The organism is Flavobacterium anhuiense (assembly GCF_004151235.1).
GTDB lineage: Bacteria > Bacteroidota > Bacteroidia > Flavobacteriales > Flavobacteriaceae > Flavobacterium > Flavobacterium anhuiense_A.
Map to the genome: position 1 here is coordinate 72,728 of NZ_JUIV01000004.1, position 15,887 is coordinate 88,614.

Sequence of the window (15,887 nt, forward strand, 5' to 3'; positions counted from 1 at the left end):
CATTCTGTCATAAGTTTTAATCTTTGCATAAACACAAACTACTAATTAAAAAAGTAATGAAAAGAACAATTTCAACAATTTTAGGCTTAGCAACTTTATCACTTGTAACACTTACAACATCTTGCTCAAGCGACAACAATGATTCAAACACTGGAGGTAATTCTTCTTTCGTCTTAACAAGAGACAATCTTCAAGGAGAAATTAATGATGGAGAAGTTATCTTAGAATCAGGAACCTATAAACTTACAGGTAAATTAGTTGTTAAAGCAAACGCTAAACTTACAATTAAGCCTGGGGTAGTTATTGAGGCTACTACATTAGATCCAAATAAAGTAGAATCTATCAGATATATTGCTATCTCTCAAGGTGGTAAAATCGATGTTCAAGGTACGGCTTCAAGCCCAGTTATCATGACATCAACTGCAACTAAACCAGGATCTTGGGGAGGATTAGTTATTTGCGGAAGAGCACCTATCAATTCTGGAGCAACTGCATCTGCTGAAGTTTCTGACTTACCATACGGCGGTACTGATGCTAATGATAACTCAGGTTCAATTAAATATTTAAGAATTGAATACCCAGGTTACGCTTATAACACAAGTAAAGAATTCAACGGTATCTCATTCTTCGGAGTTGGTAAAGGAACTGTTGTTGATTACGTTCAAATTTTCGAAAGCTCTGATGACGGATTCGAATGGTTTGGTGGAACTGTTAACGCTACTCACTTAGTTGTTTCTAATAAAGATGCTACAAACGTTGGTGATGATTTATTCGACTGGACTGAAGGATGGAATGGAACTGCTGAAAACTGGTACGGAATCAGAACAAACGCTGGTAACAGAGGTGTCGAGGCTGATAACAATGCTAACAACAACTTAGCTACTCCAATTTCTTTCCCAACAATCAAAAATCTTACTCTAGTAGGTTTCGGATCAACTGACACAAGTTCAGAATCTCAAGCTTTCAAATTAAGAGTTGGTACTAAAGGTAAATTTGATAACGTTGTATTAAAAGGTTGGAAAACCGGATTTGACGTTGAGCACAACGAAACTATCGGTTATGTTGGAACTGACTTGCTTGCAACTAACGTAAAATTCGAAGATGTTACTACAAAATCTAAAGGTACAAACACTGTAAAAGAAACTGTAGATGTATCTAAGGTTTTCACAGAATCTGCAACTGCAACTGGAGCAGGAAACGGATCAGGAGTTCCAACTTGGACTGCTGGATGGACAAAAGGTCTATAATTAAGAAAAACCCGAAATATTCAAAAACACCTTAATTTTTATTAGGTGTTTTTTTTATTCAATGATTACCAATTAGTCTTGACAACCATCGTAACTTCTAATTGTTTTTAAAACATAATGTTAAAAACATCCTAAATATTTAGGATGTTTTTTTTTGGCGTCATTTTTGTAATTTTTTTTGTATATTTACGGTAATCAAATACATGCGATGGCAAAAAACTACTTTTATATTACTTTCTTATTGGCATTTTTCTTTACTCTTAGCGTCGCGGCGCAAGATAGTAAGCAATTACCAAAACCTCAAGAATCTACTTCTATTGAGGGTCTCAGCTTGTATCCTAACCCAGTGACAAACGGAAAAGTGTACATATCATCTAAAAACGATTTAGAGAAAGAAATTATTGTGTTCGATCTTTTGGGCAAAAAAGTATTGCAAGCACATTTAGTATCAAAAGAATTAAGTGTTTCAGAACTGCCTCCTGGTGTTTACATCATCAAAATAAGCGAACAGAACGCTTCGGCAACACGAAAACTCATTATAAGATAAAAAAGCTCCTTTGGAGCTTTTTTTAGTTTTCAGTCGCAGTTTTCAGTTTATGAACCCTGTCAAATACTGCGACCGAAAACTGAGACTGAACACTTTTTTAATTTTCCAGTTGCAGTCACAGTTTTTAGTTTATGCACTTTGTTGCGCACCGCGACTGAAAACTGCGACTGAATACCGCGACTGAACACTAAATATAATATCTTTGCAAAAAAAAGTTTTGATCACAGCCAACGATATCTTTACCATTTCAAGTCAGAAACAATTTGAAAAAATAGCACTAAAAGTGTTTCGTTTTCAGCACGAGAACAACAAAGTCTATCGCGATTTCTGTGATTTTTTAAAAGTAAATCCGCAGCAGGTAAAATCACTGCAGCAAATTCCTTTTTTACCCATTCAGTTTTTCAAAAGTCACAATGTGGTTTCTAATACAGATCCTGCACAAGTAACTTTTACCAGCAGTGGTACAACCGGAATGATTACCAGCAGACATTTAGTGACTGATGTTTCTTTATATGAAGAAAGCTACCGCAAAGGATTTTCTCAATTTTACGGCAATATAGAGGACTACGTTGTTTTAGCTCTTTTACCGTCTTATTTAGAACGAGAAGGCTCTTCGTTAATTTATATGGTAGAAGATCTGATAAAACTCTCTAATCAGCCTGAAAGCGGGTTTTATTTGCACAACCATGACGACTTAATCAAAAAACTTCTTGAATTGGACGAAGCAGGGCAAAATGTAATCTTAATTGGGGTTACGTATGCTTTGTTAGATTTAATCGAAAAACATCAATTCAATCTTCAAAATACCATTATTATGGAAACTGGAGGAATGAAGGGGAAACGCAAAGAAATGATTCGTGAAGAATTGCACGACATTTTATGCAAAGGTTTTGGCGTTTCATCTATTCATTCAGAATATGGAATGACCGAACTTTTAGCGCAAGCCTATTCTCTTGGCGAAGGTGTTTTTGAATGTCCTTCTTGGATGCATATTTTAGTTCGCGATCCAGAAGACGCTCTTACTTACGTGAATGATGGAAAAACTGGCGGAATAAACGTAATTGATTTAGCCAATATCAATTCATGTTCTTTTATAGCTACGCAGGATTTAGGCAAAAAATATTCGAACAACTCTTTCGAGGTATTGGGACGTTTTGATAATTCTGATATTCGTGGGTGTAATTTGATGGTACTTTAATTGGAAACATTACTTCCTTTATTCTATTTGTAAGGATTTACGTAAATTTATTAATACATAGTTAACATAAAAAAAATACTACAATTATATTTAAACGATACTTTTAATCAAAATTTTAAATATAATTATGATGAAAAAAATTACCTTCTTACTTATGCTTAGTTTTTTAAACTTAAAAGCATGGTCACAAAACCCAAATTACCGATATCACGAACTTCAAGATTTAGGCACGACGATAGAATGGGCCATTTCAATTGAATGTACACATCATTTTCAACCTCTTAGAATTCTCGATGTCAATCTAAAACAAAACTTCAAACTGGAAGTTGGTAAAATTTACAAAGTAGACTTGGGATTATCAGCAAATTATGGAACGAGATATTACAAAGTAACTTATGCTGGAGATACAGGAGTTGATAAAGGAGATGAACTTGACACTCCTCCAAATTTCGGTTCACCAATTACTGATTTATGCAATTCTTTATCTTGGAAATACATTAGACCAATATTATTAGGATCGACCATAACAGAAGCACAGGGTAACTACTGTGCAAATTTAACAGCGAACACAACTAGAGAAAAAGTAAATATTAAAATTACTCAATCTTTAGCTGTGGGTAGTGTTTATTTCATGGATTTTGGAAAAGGCCCGAATTATTATTTGATAGACGGATCTAGTCCAGAAAATGGTGATGCTGATTATGAATTTGATCCTACAGTTGGTAACGCCGTTTTTTCTCTTGCTACATTAAACTGTCCAAAACCAGATTTACAAGCTAACGCTGTAGACTGCGGTTCTGCAACAATGACTACAGGAACTACTTTCACAGCCGTTTATTCACTGAAAAACATTGGCGGTAGATCATTTTCACCATCTCATTGCTTAATTTACTTTTCTAAAGGCAATTCAACTCTTAGCGCGGATGATATTTTAATTAAAGATATTACCATAGATCCGCTGAATCCTAGTGAAATTAAATATGGAACTCCATCCATAACTATTCCTGCAAATATTAGCGGTGGTATTTACTATGCAATTATGCAATTAGTTAGTAGTGAAGAGACCAATACTAGCAATAACATAGTTTCGTCTACATCATCATTCATTATTAACCAAACCACAACACCTGCAGGAAAACCAGATTTAGTTATTGATCCAACTAATACGATTATTTTTAGCAACTGTTTTGATTGTAGTGCAGCACTAAGTGATTTAGGGAGCAAAAGACATACAATAAACAATCAATCTGGAATTATCAATTTACAATCAATAACCATTAAAAATACAGGAAGTACTGCATCAACTCCTTCAACCCTTCAGTTTTATTTGTCTACAGACGGTGTCCTTGATTCGGCTGATATAAAATCTACAGCTAGTGCTATCTCAATAGGCGCAATAAACCCTGGAGCTTCAATTTCTGTATCTAAATCCATTTTCTCTTCTGATTTTGGAGGCTTAACAGTTACCGGAAATCGAAACATCCTTATTTCAGTAGATGATTCTAAGACAAACGCTGAATCAAATGAAAATAACAATGTAACGCCTATACCTGTAACCTTTGTTAATCCTTTTGCAAGAACAGCACAAACAAGTTCAGACACTCAGGAAGTTCCTCAACCATACTCTATTAATGTATATAATTTTGATGGACAGAAAGTATTGACAAAAGAAGTTAATTCTAAAGAAGAAGAGGACAAATCTCTTGATACTTTAAAAACTGGAATTTACATCATCAAATCAAAAGGCGAGACGAGAAAAGTTCTAAAAAAATAATCTTAACTATTACAAAAAGAAAGGCATCCTTTTTTAGGATGCCTTTTTATTTCAAATTAAAAATATTTTGTTTCCGAAACTATACAACACGAATCACAAAATAGTTTTTCTTTCCGCTTTGTAATAAAACGAATTGATTATTAATTAAATCATTTGCAGTTAAAACAAAATCTTCTTTTATTTTTTCTCTGTTTACAGAAATCGAGTTTGCTGTTAAAGCTCTTCTCGCCTCTCCATTCGATTTAAAGAAACCTGTTTTTTCGTTTAAAACAGTAATAATATCCAATCCGTTTTCTAAATCAGCTTTTGCGATTTCAGCTTGTGGAACTCCATCAAAAACTTCTAAAAAGGTTGCTTCATCCAATTTCTTTAAATCCTCAGCAGTAGAATTTCCAAACAAAATATTCGAAGCCTGAATTGCTTTCTCTAATTCTTCTCTATTGTGAACAAAAACAGTAATTTCTTCTGCTAATTTCTTTTGTAAAACTCTTAAATGCGGAGCTGTTTTATGCTCTTCAATTAAAGCATCAATAGTATCTTTATCTAAGAAAGTAAAGATTTTAATGTATTTCTCAGCATCTGCATCTGTTGTGTTTACCCAAAATTGGTAGAATTTGTATACAGAAGTTTTATCAGCATCTAGCCAAACGTTTCCTCCTTCAGATTTTCCAAATTTAGATCCGTCTGCTTTTGTAATCAAAGGAGTTGTTAAGGCGTAAGCTTTCGCATTTTCTCCTCCCATTCTACGCACCAATTCAGTTCCTGTGGTAATATTACCCCATTGGTCAGAACCACCCATTTGCAGAATACAATTGTTGTTTTTATATAAATGATAGAAATCGTAACCTTGAATTAACTGATATGTAAATTCTGTAAAAGACATTCCCTCACCTTCTCCGCTAAATCTCTTTTTTACAGAATCTTTAGCCATCATATAGTTTACGGTAATTCTTTTTCCAACTTCACGTGCAAAATCGATAAAAGAGAATTCTTTCATCCAATCGTAGTTATTCACCATTACAGGTGCATTTGCTTCGGTTGAATTAAAATCTAAGAAACGAGACAAAACGCTTTTGATTCCGGCCACGTTTTTAGCCAAAGCCTCTTCGTCAAGCAAGTTTCTTTCATCAGATTTACCAGAAGGATCTCCAATCATTCCTGTTGCTCCACCTACTAAAGCGATTGGTCTGTGACCAAAATTCTTTAAGTGAACCAATAAAATGATCTGTACCATACTTCCGATGTGCAGTGAATCTGCCGTTGGATCAAAACCGATATAGGCAGTGGTTGCTTCTTTTAGCAATTGTTCTTCCGTTCCAGGCATACTATCATGGTATAACCCGCGCCATTTTAATTCTTCAACTAGATTCTTCATTTTTTTTAAATAATTTGCGCAAATATAGTCAATGGTATTGGCAATATCAAAAAGCAATCACAATATCAATACATAAAAACTTTGAAACTCTGCAACTTTGAAACTTTGCAACTTTATAAAAAAACCTTTGCAACTTTGTCCCTCTGCAACTTTGCACCTTTCCAACAAAAACTTATCTTTACAACATGATATTAGTAACTGGAGGAACTGGTTTAGTAGGCGCGCATTTATTGCTTCATTTAATTGAAAATGGAGAAAATGTTCGGGCAATTTACAGAACCGAAAAAAATATTCAGAAAACAAAATCGGTTTTTGATTTATATAAAAAAACAGGTTTGTTTGAAAAAATCAATTGGCTTGAAGCTGATATTCTAGACATACCTTCACTTGAAACTGCTTTTATCGGCATCACACAAGTATATCATTCTGCTGCATTTATTTCGTTTGATCCAAAAGACGAAGAAACCCTTAGAAAAACCAATATCGAAGGAACCGCAAACATGGTTAATTTTTCTATTGCTAAAGAAGTAGAAAAATTTTGCTATATAAGTTCGATTGCAGCTTTAGGAGATATTGCTGCTCACGAAACATATATTACCGAAGAAACAGACTGGAATCCTGAAAAACCACACAGCGATTATGCCATTTCTAAATATGGTGCCGAAATGGAAGTTTGGCGAGGACAACAGGAAGGTTTGAATGTTATTGTTGTAAATCCGGGAGTAATTTTAGGTCCGCCAAAAATGATGGATATTTTTGATGAAGGAAGCAGTGAAATATATCGAAAAGTATCAAAAGGACTTTCGTTTTACACATTAGGAAGTACTGGTTTCATTTCTGTTGATGATGTGGTAAAAACCAGTTATGAATTGATGAAAAGCGATATAAAAAACGAACGTTTCACGCTTATCTCTGAAAATATTGTTTTTAAGGACCTTTTAAACACGATTTCTGATGTTTTTAAAGTAAGGAGACCGCATATCCATGCCAAACCTCTTTTAATGAATCTATTGTGGATCGCTGACGGAATATTTTCAACTTTATTCTTTAGAAAAAGAAGCATTACAAAAGCAACCGCAAAAGCTTCATACTCAAAAAATCTCTATGGTAACGAAAAAATAAAAACCGCTCTAGGAACGGTTTTTACTGATATTCATCTTTATATTAAAAGAGAAACTTAAATCTCTCTTCTATGTTTTCGTTGCGCCAATCTAATTGAATCAATATTAATTTTTGGAATTGTTTTTCGAACTGAATCTTTCGAAGCCTCTTTCAATTCTTTTGGTTTATTTTTATTCGCTTTAGCCGCTTTTTTTTCATCAATTTTAGCTAATGAATCCGCAGCCCTTTGATTCACTTCAATTCTTTTATTAACCTGATCGAACATGTCTTTGTAATTCTCATAATCGGAAGCATAATACATATTGTTCTGTGCAAATTGAAGACTGTCTACTTTATATTTTTTATAAATAAACTTTTTAGGATCGCTATCTACTGAATCCATAAACAATGGTTTCTGATATCTCATGGCTTCTAAAAGAGATAGATCATACATAATATCAATCATTTTCTCTTTGTCTATAAGCTTTGCTGGCTGTTTTACCACATCCTTTTTACAGCTTATAGAAAGAAACAGAACCAATATTATTACTATAAAATTCTTCATAGTTGCTTTTTATCTGTCAAACAATAATCTTTTACCCGCTCTGGTATCTTTTACTTTGAAATTATTGTAAACCAATTCGCCGTTTACAAAAGTATGCGTAATTCTAGATTTGAAAGTATAACCTTCAAACGGAGACCATCCGCATTTGTATAAAATATTTTCTGGTTTCACGCTCCAAGGCAGACTTGGATTAACGATTACTAAATCGGCGTGATAACCTTCTTTAATAAATCCTCTTTTTTCAATTTTGAAAAGTTTAGCCGGATTGTGGCACATTTTCTCCACGATTTTCTCCACACTAATTTTTCCTTGATGATGCGCTTCAAACATCGCCACAACTGCATGCTGTACCAACGGACCTCCAGAAGGCGCATTCAAATAAGATTGCTGTTTTTCTTCTTTAGTATGCGGAGCGTGATCTGTAGCAATTACATCAATTCTTCCGTCATTCAAAGCTTTCCAAAGTTCTGCACGATCATCGGCAGTTTTAACCGCAGGATTCCATTTTATGAAATTCCCTTTTGTTTTATAATCTTCATCTGTAAACCAAAGATGGTGTACACAAACCTCAGCGGTGATTTTTTTCTCTTCTAACGGAATTTTATTCGTAAACAATTCCATTTCCTTCGCTGTTGAAAGATGGAAAATATGCAATCTTGCGCCTGTTCTTTTTGCTAAAGCCACCGCTTTTGAAGAAGAAATATAACAAGCTTCAGCACTTCTAATTAAATTGTGCGCCGTTACTGGAACATCGTCGCCGTATTGTTCTTTAAAAGCAGCCAGATTGTTTTTAATTGTAGTTTCATCTTCACAGTGAACTGCAATTAGCATTGGAGTGCTAGAGAATATCTTTTCTAAAACCGCTTCATTATCAACCAACATATTTCCTGTAGACGAACCTAAGAAAATCTTGATTCCGGCAACATTTTTCGGATTGGTTTTTAAAACTTCTTCCAAATTATCGTTTGTTGCTCCCATCATAAACGAATAATTCGCAAATGACTTTTGAGATGCAATTTGATATTTATCCTCTAAAATTTCTTGAGTAACCGCATTCGGAACTGTATTTGGCTGTTCGATAAAAGAAGTAATTCCGCCCGCAACAGCTGCACGAGATTCTGATTCGATATCTCCTTTGTGCGTTAAACCTGGTTCTCTAAAATGCACTTGATCGTCTATCGCACCCGGCATTAAATAATTTCCTTCAGCATCGATTACGATACAATCTGAAGTTTTTAATGAAATGCTGTCTGCAATTTCAACAATCAGATCGTTTTCAATTAAAACATCACCTTCAAAAATTGTCCCTTCGTTTACAATTTTGGCATTTTTTATTAAAATCCTGTTCATTTCGGTTGGTTTATAATGAATTGACTAATTTTCTTAATCTAAGTGAAATCACTCCAAGAATAGCTTCCTTAATAATAGCATTGCTCATTTTAGAAACTCCTTTTGTTCTATCTGTAAAAATAATTGGGACTTCGGTAATTTGAAATTTCGCGCAGTACGTTCTGTACTTCATTTCAATTTGAAACGCGTATCCAACAAATTTTATTTTGTTTAAATTAATTTTCTCTAGAACTTCTCTTTTGTAACATACAAAACCAGCAGTTGCATCATGAATTTTCATTCCAGTAATGAATTTCACATAAACAGATGCAAAGTAAGACATCAAAACTCGGCTTAGTGGCCAGTTGACCACATTTACACCTTTTACATAACGAGAACCGATTGCAAGATCTGCTCCACCAAAATGACAAGCATCGTATAATTTTTCTAAATCATTTGGATTATGAGAAAAATCTGCATCCATTTCAAAAATAAATTGATAATCGCGTTCCAAAGCCCATTTAAAACCGTGAACATATGCGGTTCCCAATCCAGATTTTTTTGTTCTTTGTTCTAAAAAAAGTTTTCCCGGATATTCTTCCTGCAATGCAATTACTTTTTTTGCAGTGTGATCCGGAGAATTATCATCGATAATCAGCAGATGAAAAGATTTATGTTGCGAAAGTACAGCTCTAACTATACTTTCTATGTTTTCAATTTCGTTATATGTGGGAATTATGACAATGCTATCATTCATTTTTTCTCGGTAATTTCACCGCAAAAGTAAACTTTTTATAGCATTTGATTCATAATAAATATATAATAAAAGTATTGCATCAAAAAATTACTAATTTTGTATCGCTATGATTGAACAATTACATCCTCGGATTATTGAAAACAAAGACTGGGCAACACTTTTATTTGTGGTGACCTTTGCCGTTGTTGCCATGACAAAATCTGCTTACGAAACTAGATTTAGTGAATTTAGTAAACTTATTTTTTCTGATAAATACGCCAAAATTTATCGTGACAACAGCCACATGAAAAACAGCTTTACGGTTGGTTTATTTTTTGTACAGGTTGTATCGTTTGCTTTTTTTATTCTCCTTACAATGAATATTTTTGGATATGCTTCAAAAACAGATTGGCTATTATTTATCCGCATTGCTACTTTTCTGCTTTATTTCATTTTAGGAAAGTATTTAATTGAAAAAATTGTAGCCACTTCATTCAATATTGACGATTTTGTAGAACTATTTAACTTACAAAAAGTAACATACAGGACTTATATCGGCGTTTTAATCCTTCCAATCAATGCTGTTTTGTTCTATTACAACAATATTCCGCAGATTATTCCGCTAGCAATCATAGGCATTTCGCTGTGTATTAGCATATACTCATACTTTATTTCAATTAAAACGTATCAAAACGTAATAATCGGTAAGTTATTTTATTTTATTTTGTATCTTTGCGCTCTTGAAATAGCCCCTTATTATTTTCTCTATTATTGGATAACAAAAGGGAGTGCTTAGTAAATATTTATAATATGAAAGTGAAAACAATTTTGGTGTCACAGCCTGAACCTAAAGTGGAGAATTCTCCTTACTTTGAGCTCCAACAAAAACACAAAATAAAAATTGATTTCAGACCATTTATTCATGTAGAAGGGGTTAGCGCAAAAGAGATTCGATTACAAAAAATCGATCTTAATCATTACACTGCGATCATTTTAACAAGTAGAAATGCTGTAGATCATTTTTTTAGAGTGGCTGATGAAATGCGTTACAAAGTTCCTGAAGGATTGAAATATTTTTGTCAATCTGAGGCTGTTGCGTTCTACCTTCAAAAGTATGTTGTGTACAGAAAACGTAAAATTTACGTTGGAGCAAAAGATTTTGCAGATTTATCTCCGCTAATTAAGAAGTACAAAGACGAGAAGTTTTTGCTTCCTGCATCTGATCAATTAAATGCAGATGCTCCTGTTACATTAAACAGTCTAAAAGTAGATTGGGCACAAGCAATTTTCTACAGAACTGTAATGAGTGATTTATCTGACTTAGCTGATGTTTATTATGACGTTTTAGCTTTTTTCAGCCCGACAGGAATTAAATCATTGTTTAAAAATTTCCCAGATTTTAAACAAAACAACACCAGAATCGCCGTATTCGGAAGCACAACGCAGAAAGAGGCTCTAGATCATGGCTTAAGAATTGATATTCTTGCTCCAACTCCTGAAACGCCTTCTATGACAATGGCTCTAGAGAAATATGTAGCAGAAGCTAACAAAGGAAAATAATCCTTTTTAAAAATATTCAATTTTTAAAATTCCAAATTCCAAGTCAAGCACTTGAAATTTGGAATTTTTCTTTTTAGAGTTTATTAGATACGTCATCTCCCGTGGTTGAAACCATGGGTTATGTTTGAAATTTGGAATTTGGGTTTTGGTTTTTGGAATTTCAAAAATTTGGAATTTCCTTTTCTAATGCATTTTGACTACATTTGATTTCTATTGATAACCCAAATCTCAAAAATAGTTTCAAATTATAAGTTATGAAAATCAACTCCCTTTTAATTGAAATTGACGGAATCGACAAAGAAATCCTTCGTTACTTAATGGACGATGCTCGAAAGCCAATTCTGCAAATCGCCAATAAAATAGGAATTTCAGGAGCCGCAATCCACCAGAGATTAAAAAAGCTAGAGCAATCTGGCGTTATTTCTGGATCGAAATTTACAGTAAACCCAAAAGTTCTAGGTTATAATACCATGGCCTTTGTTGGCGTTTATCTAGACAAAGCTTCGAGAAACTCTGAAGCTGTAAAAGAACTTCGTAAAATACCAGAAGTTTTAGAATGTCATTATACCACAGGAAACTGGTCTGTTTTGATTAAAATTATCTGTCGCGACAACGAACATTTAATGCAGCTTTTAAATAATAAAATCCAAGCCATTGAAGGAGTTTCAAGAACTGAAACATTCATTTCATTAGACCAGCAGATTGATAGGCAAATACAACTTTAGAATTAGATAATGTGCCAATTTGAAAATTAGATAATTTTATGCCTGCTGTCACCCTGAGCGGAGTCGAAGGGCTTAATTACCTATAAAGGCTTCGACTCCGCTCAGCCAGACAAACTTGATAAAAAAACAAACCCGACAGGTTTTAAAAACCTGTCGGGTTTAATTTCGTATCAGATGTGCATAAAAAAATTCCAAACCCAACAAATTTGGAATTTGGAATTTTTAAATATTGAAAATTTAAACTATTTAGTTTCTTCTGCTTCCAGAATAAATTGATATATAGTACAGCAACGTTGCAATAGAACCAATTGCCGCTACTACATACGTTCTTGCTGCCCATTTTAAAGCATCCTTTGCTCCTGCTTGTTCTTCTTGCGTCAGCATATGCTTATTTTCTAACCAAGCCAACGCGCGGTTACTTGCATCATATTCTACAGGAAGTGTAATAATTGAGAACAAAGTTGTTGCAGCAAAAATGATAATTCCGATTAATAATAATCCAGGAAAAACTTTAATCATTAAAATTCCTGCAATCAAAATCCATTGTACAAAATTGGAAGCAACGCTTACAATAGGCACAAGCTTAGAACGCATAGTCAGCCATTCGTAACCAATTGCATGCTGAACTGCGTGACCACATTCGTGCGCTGCAACTGCTGCCGCGGCCGCGTTACGGTGGTTATAAACCGCTTCACTTAAATTTACTGTTTTATCTGATGGATTATAATGATCTGTTAACTGACCTGGTGTTGAAATTACGCGAACATCTGTAATTCCGTTATCGGCAAGCATTTTTTCAGCGATTTCGCGACCGCTCATTCCGTTTCTCAATTGCAATTTCGAATACAACTCAAATTTGCTCTTCAGCTGCGAGCTTACCAGCCAGCTGAACAACATTATAGCTCCAGCAATAATTAAATATCCTGATCCCATTTTTTTCTGTTTTTAGATTGATTTTTAAATTTACAAAACAAACCGCAAATTGTGAACCATTTTAACAAAATGCCATTTTGACATCATTTCAGCACTTTTGACTTAATTCAACATGTTGTTTTTAAGCAGAAAAGCAATTAACTCTGCCACATTTTTCATTTTGTACTTCTGAAGAATATTGCGTCGGTGGGTTTGAACGGTTAGAAAACTCAAAAACAAATCATCGGCTATTTCCTGAGTCGATTTTCCTTGCGAAAGCAATAAAGCAATATCACGTTCTCTTCTACTCAAACCTGGAATTCTTTCTAAATCTTCAGACAATGGCTGACTAATTATGGTTTTTACTTCTTCACTAAAGACGATTTCGCCATCAATAGCTTTATAAATGCATTCTTTAAACTCATCAAAAGAAGCATTTTTTAGAATATATCCGTTCCCTCCATTTTGAATAAATTGCATGACCAAACTTCTTTCAGACTGGCTGCTCATGCCTATAATTACAATTTTAGGATGCTTCTGTTTGATAGTTTTACACAGATCAACTCCGTTTATTACAGGCAAGAAAATATCCATTAAAATCAAATCGACTTTATTGTCTTCTATATAGTCTAGAAGTGCAATTCCTGATTCAAATTTTTCCACTATTTCAATATTATCTAATTCCGACAGCAAACCTGCAATTCCAGAAATCACAATCGGATGATCGTCTACTATTACTGTTTTATACTTCATAATCATGATTTGGGTTATATTTTATTTCAATATAAGTTGAAGTTCCTTTATCCAGAACAGAATCAATTTCTATTTTTCCATTCAAAAAAGCCACACGGTTTTTAATATTACGCAAGCCCATTCCGTCCCTTTTTTCTGCATATTCCACATTAAAACCAATTCCGTTATCTTCTACAGTAATAAAAAACACATCTTTATTTTGCGAACAAGAAACCAAAATCTGCGATGCTTTGGCATATTTCAAAGAATTATTCAGAAGTTCTTGAATAATTCTGAAAATCATAATTTTAAAATGCTGCGGCAAGGTTGTTTTTTTATTCAGATATTGAAATTCGATCGTTGTTTCTGCTGTAGAATGCGAAGCACATAAATCTCGAAGCGCATGTTCGAGTCCAAGTTTCATTAAACTTTCTGGCATTAAATTCTGAGAAATATTGCGAAGTTCTTTAATCGAATCATTCAATAAACCATTAATGTTTGGAGCATTTTCTTTATTCTCGCGATCCGCAAGATTCAAATGCATTTTAAGACCTGAAAGCATACTTCCGAGTCCGTCGTGAAGATCTCTTGCAATTCTTTTTCTTTCTATTTCTTCTCCTTCAATCAAAGCATTTGAAACAGATAATTTCTGCTGATTCTCCAGCGCTTCGAGTTCTTGTTTATGATTGACTTCTTTTTGAAAACTTATCTTTTTCTGATAATTATTCCAACTCCATAAAAACAAAACCGTCAGAAACAATACAAACGAAAGCACCGCAAAAAGCATCATATTCAAACGATTATTATTAACCTGCAAAACCGCTTTTTCATTTTCTGACTGCAGCAAACCAATTTTCTTTTCACTTTCCGCTTTTTTATATTTTGCCTCAAGTTCTACAATTTCGCTTTTCAATTTGGCATCATTAAGACTGTCGTTTATTACATTGTATTTATTCGAATAATAATACGCTTTCGGATATTCTTTTGTTGCATTATAAACTTTTGAGAGCTCTTTGTAATAGTTCTTTTTATCGACAATGATAGTTGTATTTTCTATGAGATATTCCAGATTGCTTTTGGCTTTTTCATAATTTTTCAGTTTAAAAAGCACTTCATATTCTGCAAATTTCAGTCTGTGTACTGCAATAGCATTCTGGTGGCTTTCTGCCGATTTGATTCCTTTTTCAAAACTCACTAATGCCTCTTTGTGCTTATTTTGTTTAGCGTAATAAAGTCCTTCCGAATAAAAATAAGAATCATTTAAGTTTGATGTTGGGTATTTTTCTAATGTAGCATAAGCTTTATCCAAAATTTCTTTGGCATCATAGAAATGTTTCAGCTCTACCAGATTTTCGGCATTTATAATATAGGTTTCCATCTTAGACTCTGCTAAAGTTGCCGATTTCTTAGTGGCACTTTCGATGTACTTCTGAGCTTGATCTAGATATTCCGCTGCTTTTTCTCGTTCGTCATTATTCATAAAAATAATGGCAACTGCTTTATTTAATGCACTGATCAATTCGTAATCGCCACTTTTTTTAGCAATCGGAATCGCTTCATTTACCAGCAATTTCATATAAGCGTTTTCATTATTCTTTCGCTGTTGCATTATACCATAATTCTGAAGTATCACAGCGCGAAGTTTATAGGCTTCTTTATTTCGATATTTTTTGAGTTTAGTATTGGCTTCAAGCAAAGCTTTTTCAAAACCTTCCAAATCACCTTTTTCTATAAAACTGTAGGCATTATAAAAAATAGAAGCATCTTTTAGAAAAGGAAATTTGACTTTGAGCTTATTCGCCTGTTCCAAATATTCTTTAGATTTTTTTGCATCCTGAGCCATTAAAAAAAGTTTTGATAATCTAAAACTATTCAAACTTTTGACACTATCGGATTTTGTGTTTTTTGTGATTTTAACAATACTGTCAATATAAACAGTATCATCATCTAATGAAAGAATTACTTGTGAATTGGAAATTGCAGTAAAAAACAAAAAAAATAATAAGGCGTAGAGTTTCTTCATAAATGTGGCATTTACCCAAAGTTATTAAAGCTTAACGACTTTCAAAAAGAAATTGCTTGCATT

Annotated in this window: 15 protein-coding genes; 8 read left to right on the top strand and 7 right to left on the bottom strand. The window is 33.6% G+C overall.

All coding sequences use genetic code 11. The annotated features are described in order from the left end of the window. The first annotated feature begins 56 nt into the window (after window positions 1-56). The 4 genes from NU08_RS07500 (at window position 57) to NU08_RS07515 (ending at window position 4,766) form a co-directional block, all read left to right on the top strand. Complete coding sequence (locus tag NU08_RS07500) at window positions 57-1,247, top strand: hypothetical protein (protein WP_119793186.1); 1,191 nt, start codon at window positions 57-59, stop codon at window positions 1,245-1,247. A 208-nt stretch (window positions 1,248-1,455) separates the two neighbouring features. Then, window positions 1,456-1,794 (top strand): T9SS type A sorting domain-containing protein, encoded by a 339-nt coding sequence (locus NU08_RS07505; protein WP_008465102.1) that lies wholly within the window; start codon window positions 1,456-1,458, stop codon window positions 1,792-1,794. 217 nt (window positions 1,795-2,011) lie between these two features. Then, on the top strand, window positions 2,012-2,992 hold the full coding sequence (locus tag NU08_RS07510; protein ID WP_162927289.1) for an acyl transferase: 981 nt from the start codon (window positions 2,012-2,014) through the stop codon (window positions 2,990-2,992). Between the two features lie 130 nt (window positions 2,993-3,122). After that, window positions 3,123-4,766: a CARDB domain-containing protein gene (locus NU08_RS07515; protein WP_129746536.1), complete on the top strand. Its 1,644-nt coding sequence runs from the start codon at window positions 3,123-3,125 to the stop codon at window positions 4,764-4,766. Window positions 4,767-4,845: 79 nt separating this feature from the next. On the opposite strand, the gene tyrS is transcribed toward NU08_RS07515, so the two are convergent. Beyond that, entirely contained in the window at window positions 4,846-6,141 is a 1,296-nt protein-coding gene (tyrS, locus tag NU08_RS07520; RefSeq protein WP_066033433.1) for a tyrosine--tRNA ligase, read from the bottom strand. A 185-nt stretch (window positions 6,142-6,326) separates the two neighbouring features. On the opposite strand from tyrS, the gene NU08_RS07525 reads away from it, so the two are divergent. After that, window positions 6,327-7,322 (top strand): NAD-dependent epimerase/dehydratase family protein, encoded by a 996-nt coding sequence (locus tag NU08_RS07525; protein WP_129746537.1) that lies wholly within the window; start codon window positions 6,327-6,329, stop codon window positions 7,320-7,322. Here NU08_RS07525 and NU08_RS07530 read toward each other — a convergent pair. Genes NU08_RS07530 through NU08_RS07540 form a run of 3 tightly spaced genes read right to left on the bottom strand, consistent with a single transcriptional unit; the run spans window position 7,319 to window position 9,893 of the window. Continuing rightward, on the bottom strand, window positions 7,319-7,807 hold the full coding sequence (locus NU08_RS07530) for a DUF4296 domain-containing protein (RefSeq protein ID WP_165352431.1): 489 nt from the start codon (window positions 7,805-7,807) through the stop codon (window positions 7,319-7,321). The two genes, NU08_RS07525 and NU08_RS07530, sit on opposite strands and share 4 nt — an antisense overlap. A 9-nt stretch (window positions 7,808-7,816) precedes the next feature. Then, window positions 7,817-9,157, bottom strand: a complete 1,341-nt coding sequence (locus tag NU08_RS07535) for a dihydroorotase (RefSeq protein ID WP_129746538.1) — start codon at window positions 9,155-9,157, stop codon at window positions 7,817-7,819. A 10-nt stretch (window positions 9,158-9,167) separates the two neighbouring features. Further along, window positions 9,168-9,893, bottom strand: coding sequence for a polyprenol monophosphomannose synthase (locus tag NU08_RS07540; protein WP_008465116.1), 726 nt, complete (start codon window positions 9,891-9,893; stop codon window positions 9,168-9,170). Between the two features lie 106 nt (window positions 9,894-9,999). On the opposite strand from NU08_RS07540, the gene NU08_RS07545 reads away from it, so the two are divergent. The 3 genes from NU08_RS07545 to NU08_RS07555 all read left to right on the top strand — a co-directional run bounded on the left by NU08_RS07545 (window position 10,000) and on the right by NU08_RS07555 (window position 12,157). Beyond that, complete coding sequence (locus NU08_RS07545) at window positions 10,000-10,668, top strand: DUF4271 domain-containing protein (RefSeq protein ID WP_129746539.1); 669 nt, start codon at window positions 10,000-10,002, stop codon at window positions 10,666-10,668. 14 nt (window positions 10,669-10,682) lie between these two features. Further along, window positions 10,683-11,432, top strand: coding sequence for a uroporphyrinogen-III synthase (locus NU08_RS07550; protein WP_008465120.1), 750 nt, complete (start codon window positions 10,683-10,685; stop codon window positions 11,430-11,432). A 254-nt stretch (window positions 11,433-11,686) separates the two neighbouring features. After that, a complete protein-coding gene (locus tag NU08_RS07555) occupies window positions 11,687-12,157 on the top strand; it encodes an Lrp/AsnC family transcriptional regulator (RefSeq protein ID WP_111365821.1) in 471 nt (156 codons plus the stop codon). A 246-nt stretch (window positions 12,158-12,403) separates the two neighbouring features. On the opposite strand, the gene NU08_RS07560 is transcribed toward NU08_RS07555, so the two are convergent. The 3 genes from NU08_RS07560 to NU08_RS07570 form a co-directional block, all read right to left on the bottom strand. Then, window positions 12,404-13,090 carry a zinc metallopeptidase gene (locus NU08_RS07560; RefSeq protein WP_008465123.1) on the bottom strand — a complete coding sequence of 229 codons (687 nt, stop codon included), beginning with the start codon at window positions 13,088-13,090 and terminating at the stop codon, window positions 12,404-12,406. 102 nt (window positions 13,091-13,192) lie between these two features. Beyond that, the gene (locus tag NU08_RS07565; RefSeq protein WP_242502507.1) at window positions 13,193-13,822 is read right to left on the bottom strand and encodes a response regulator; all 630 of its coding nucleotides are present in this window, start codon (window positions 13,820-13,822) and stop codon (window positions 13,193-13,195) included. After that, a complete protein-coding gene (locus tag NU08_RS07570; RefSeq protein ID WP_129746541.1) occupies window positions 13,812-15,824 on the bottom strand; it encodes a sensor histidine kinase in 2,013 nt (670 codons plus the stop codon). Before NU08_RS07570 ends, NU08_RS07565 begins: the two co-directional genes overlap by 11 nt. Window positions 15,825-15,887 lie beyond the last annotated feature (63 nt).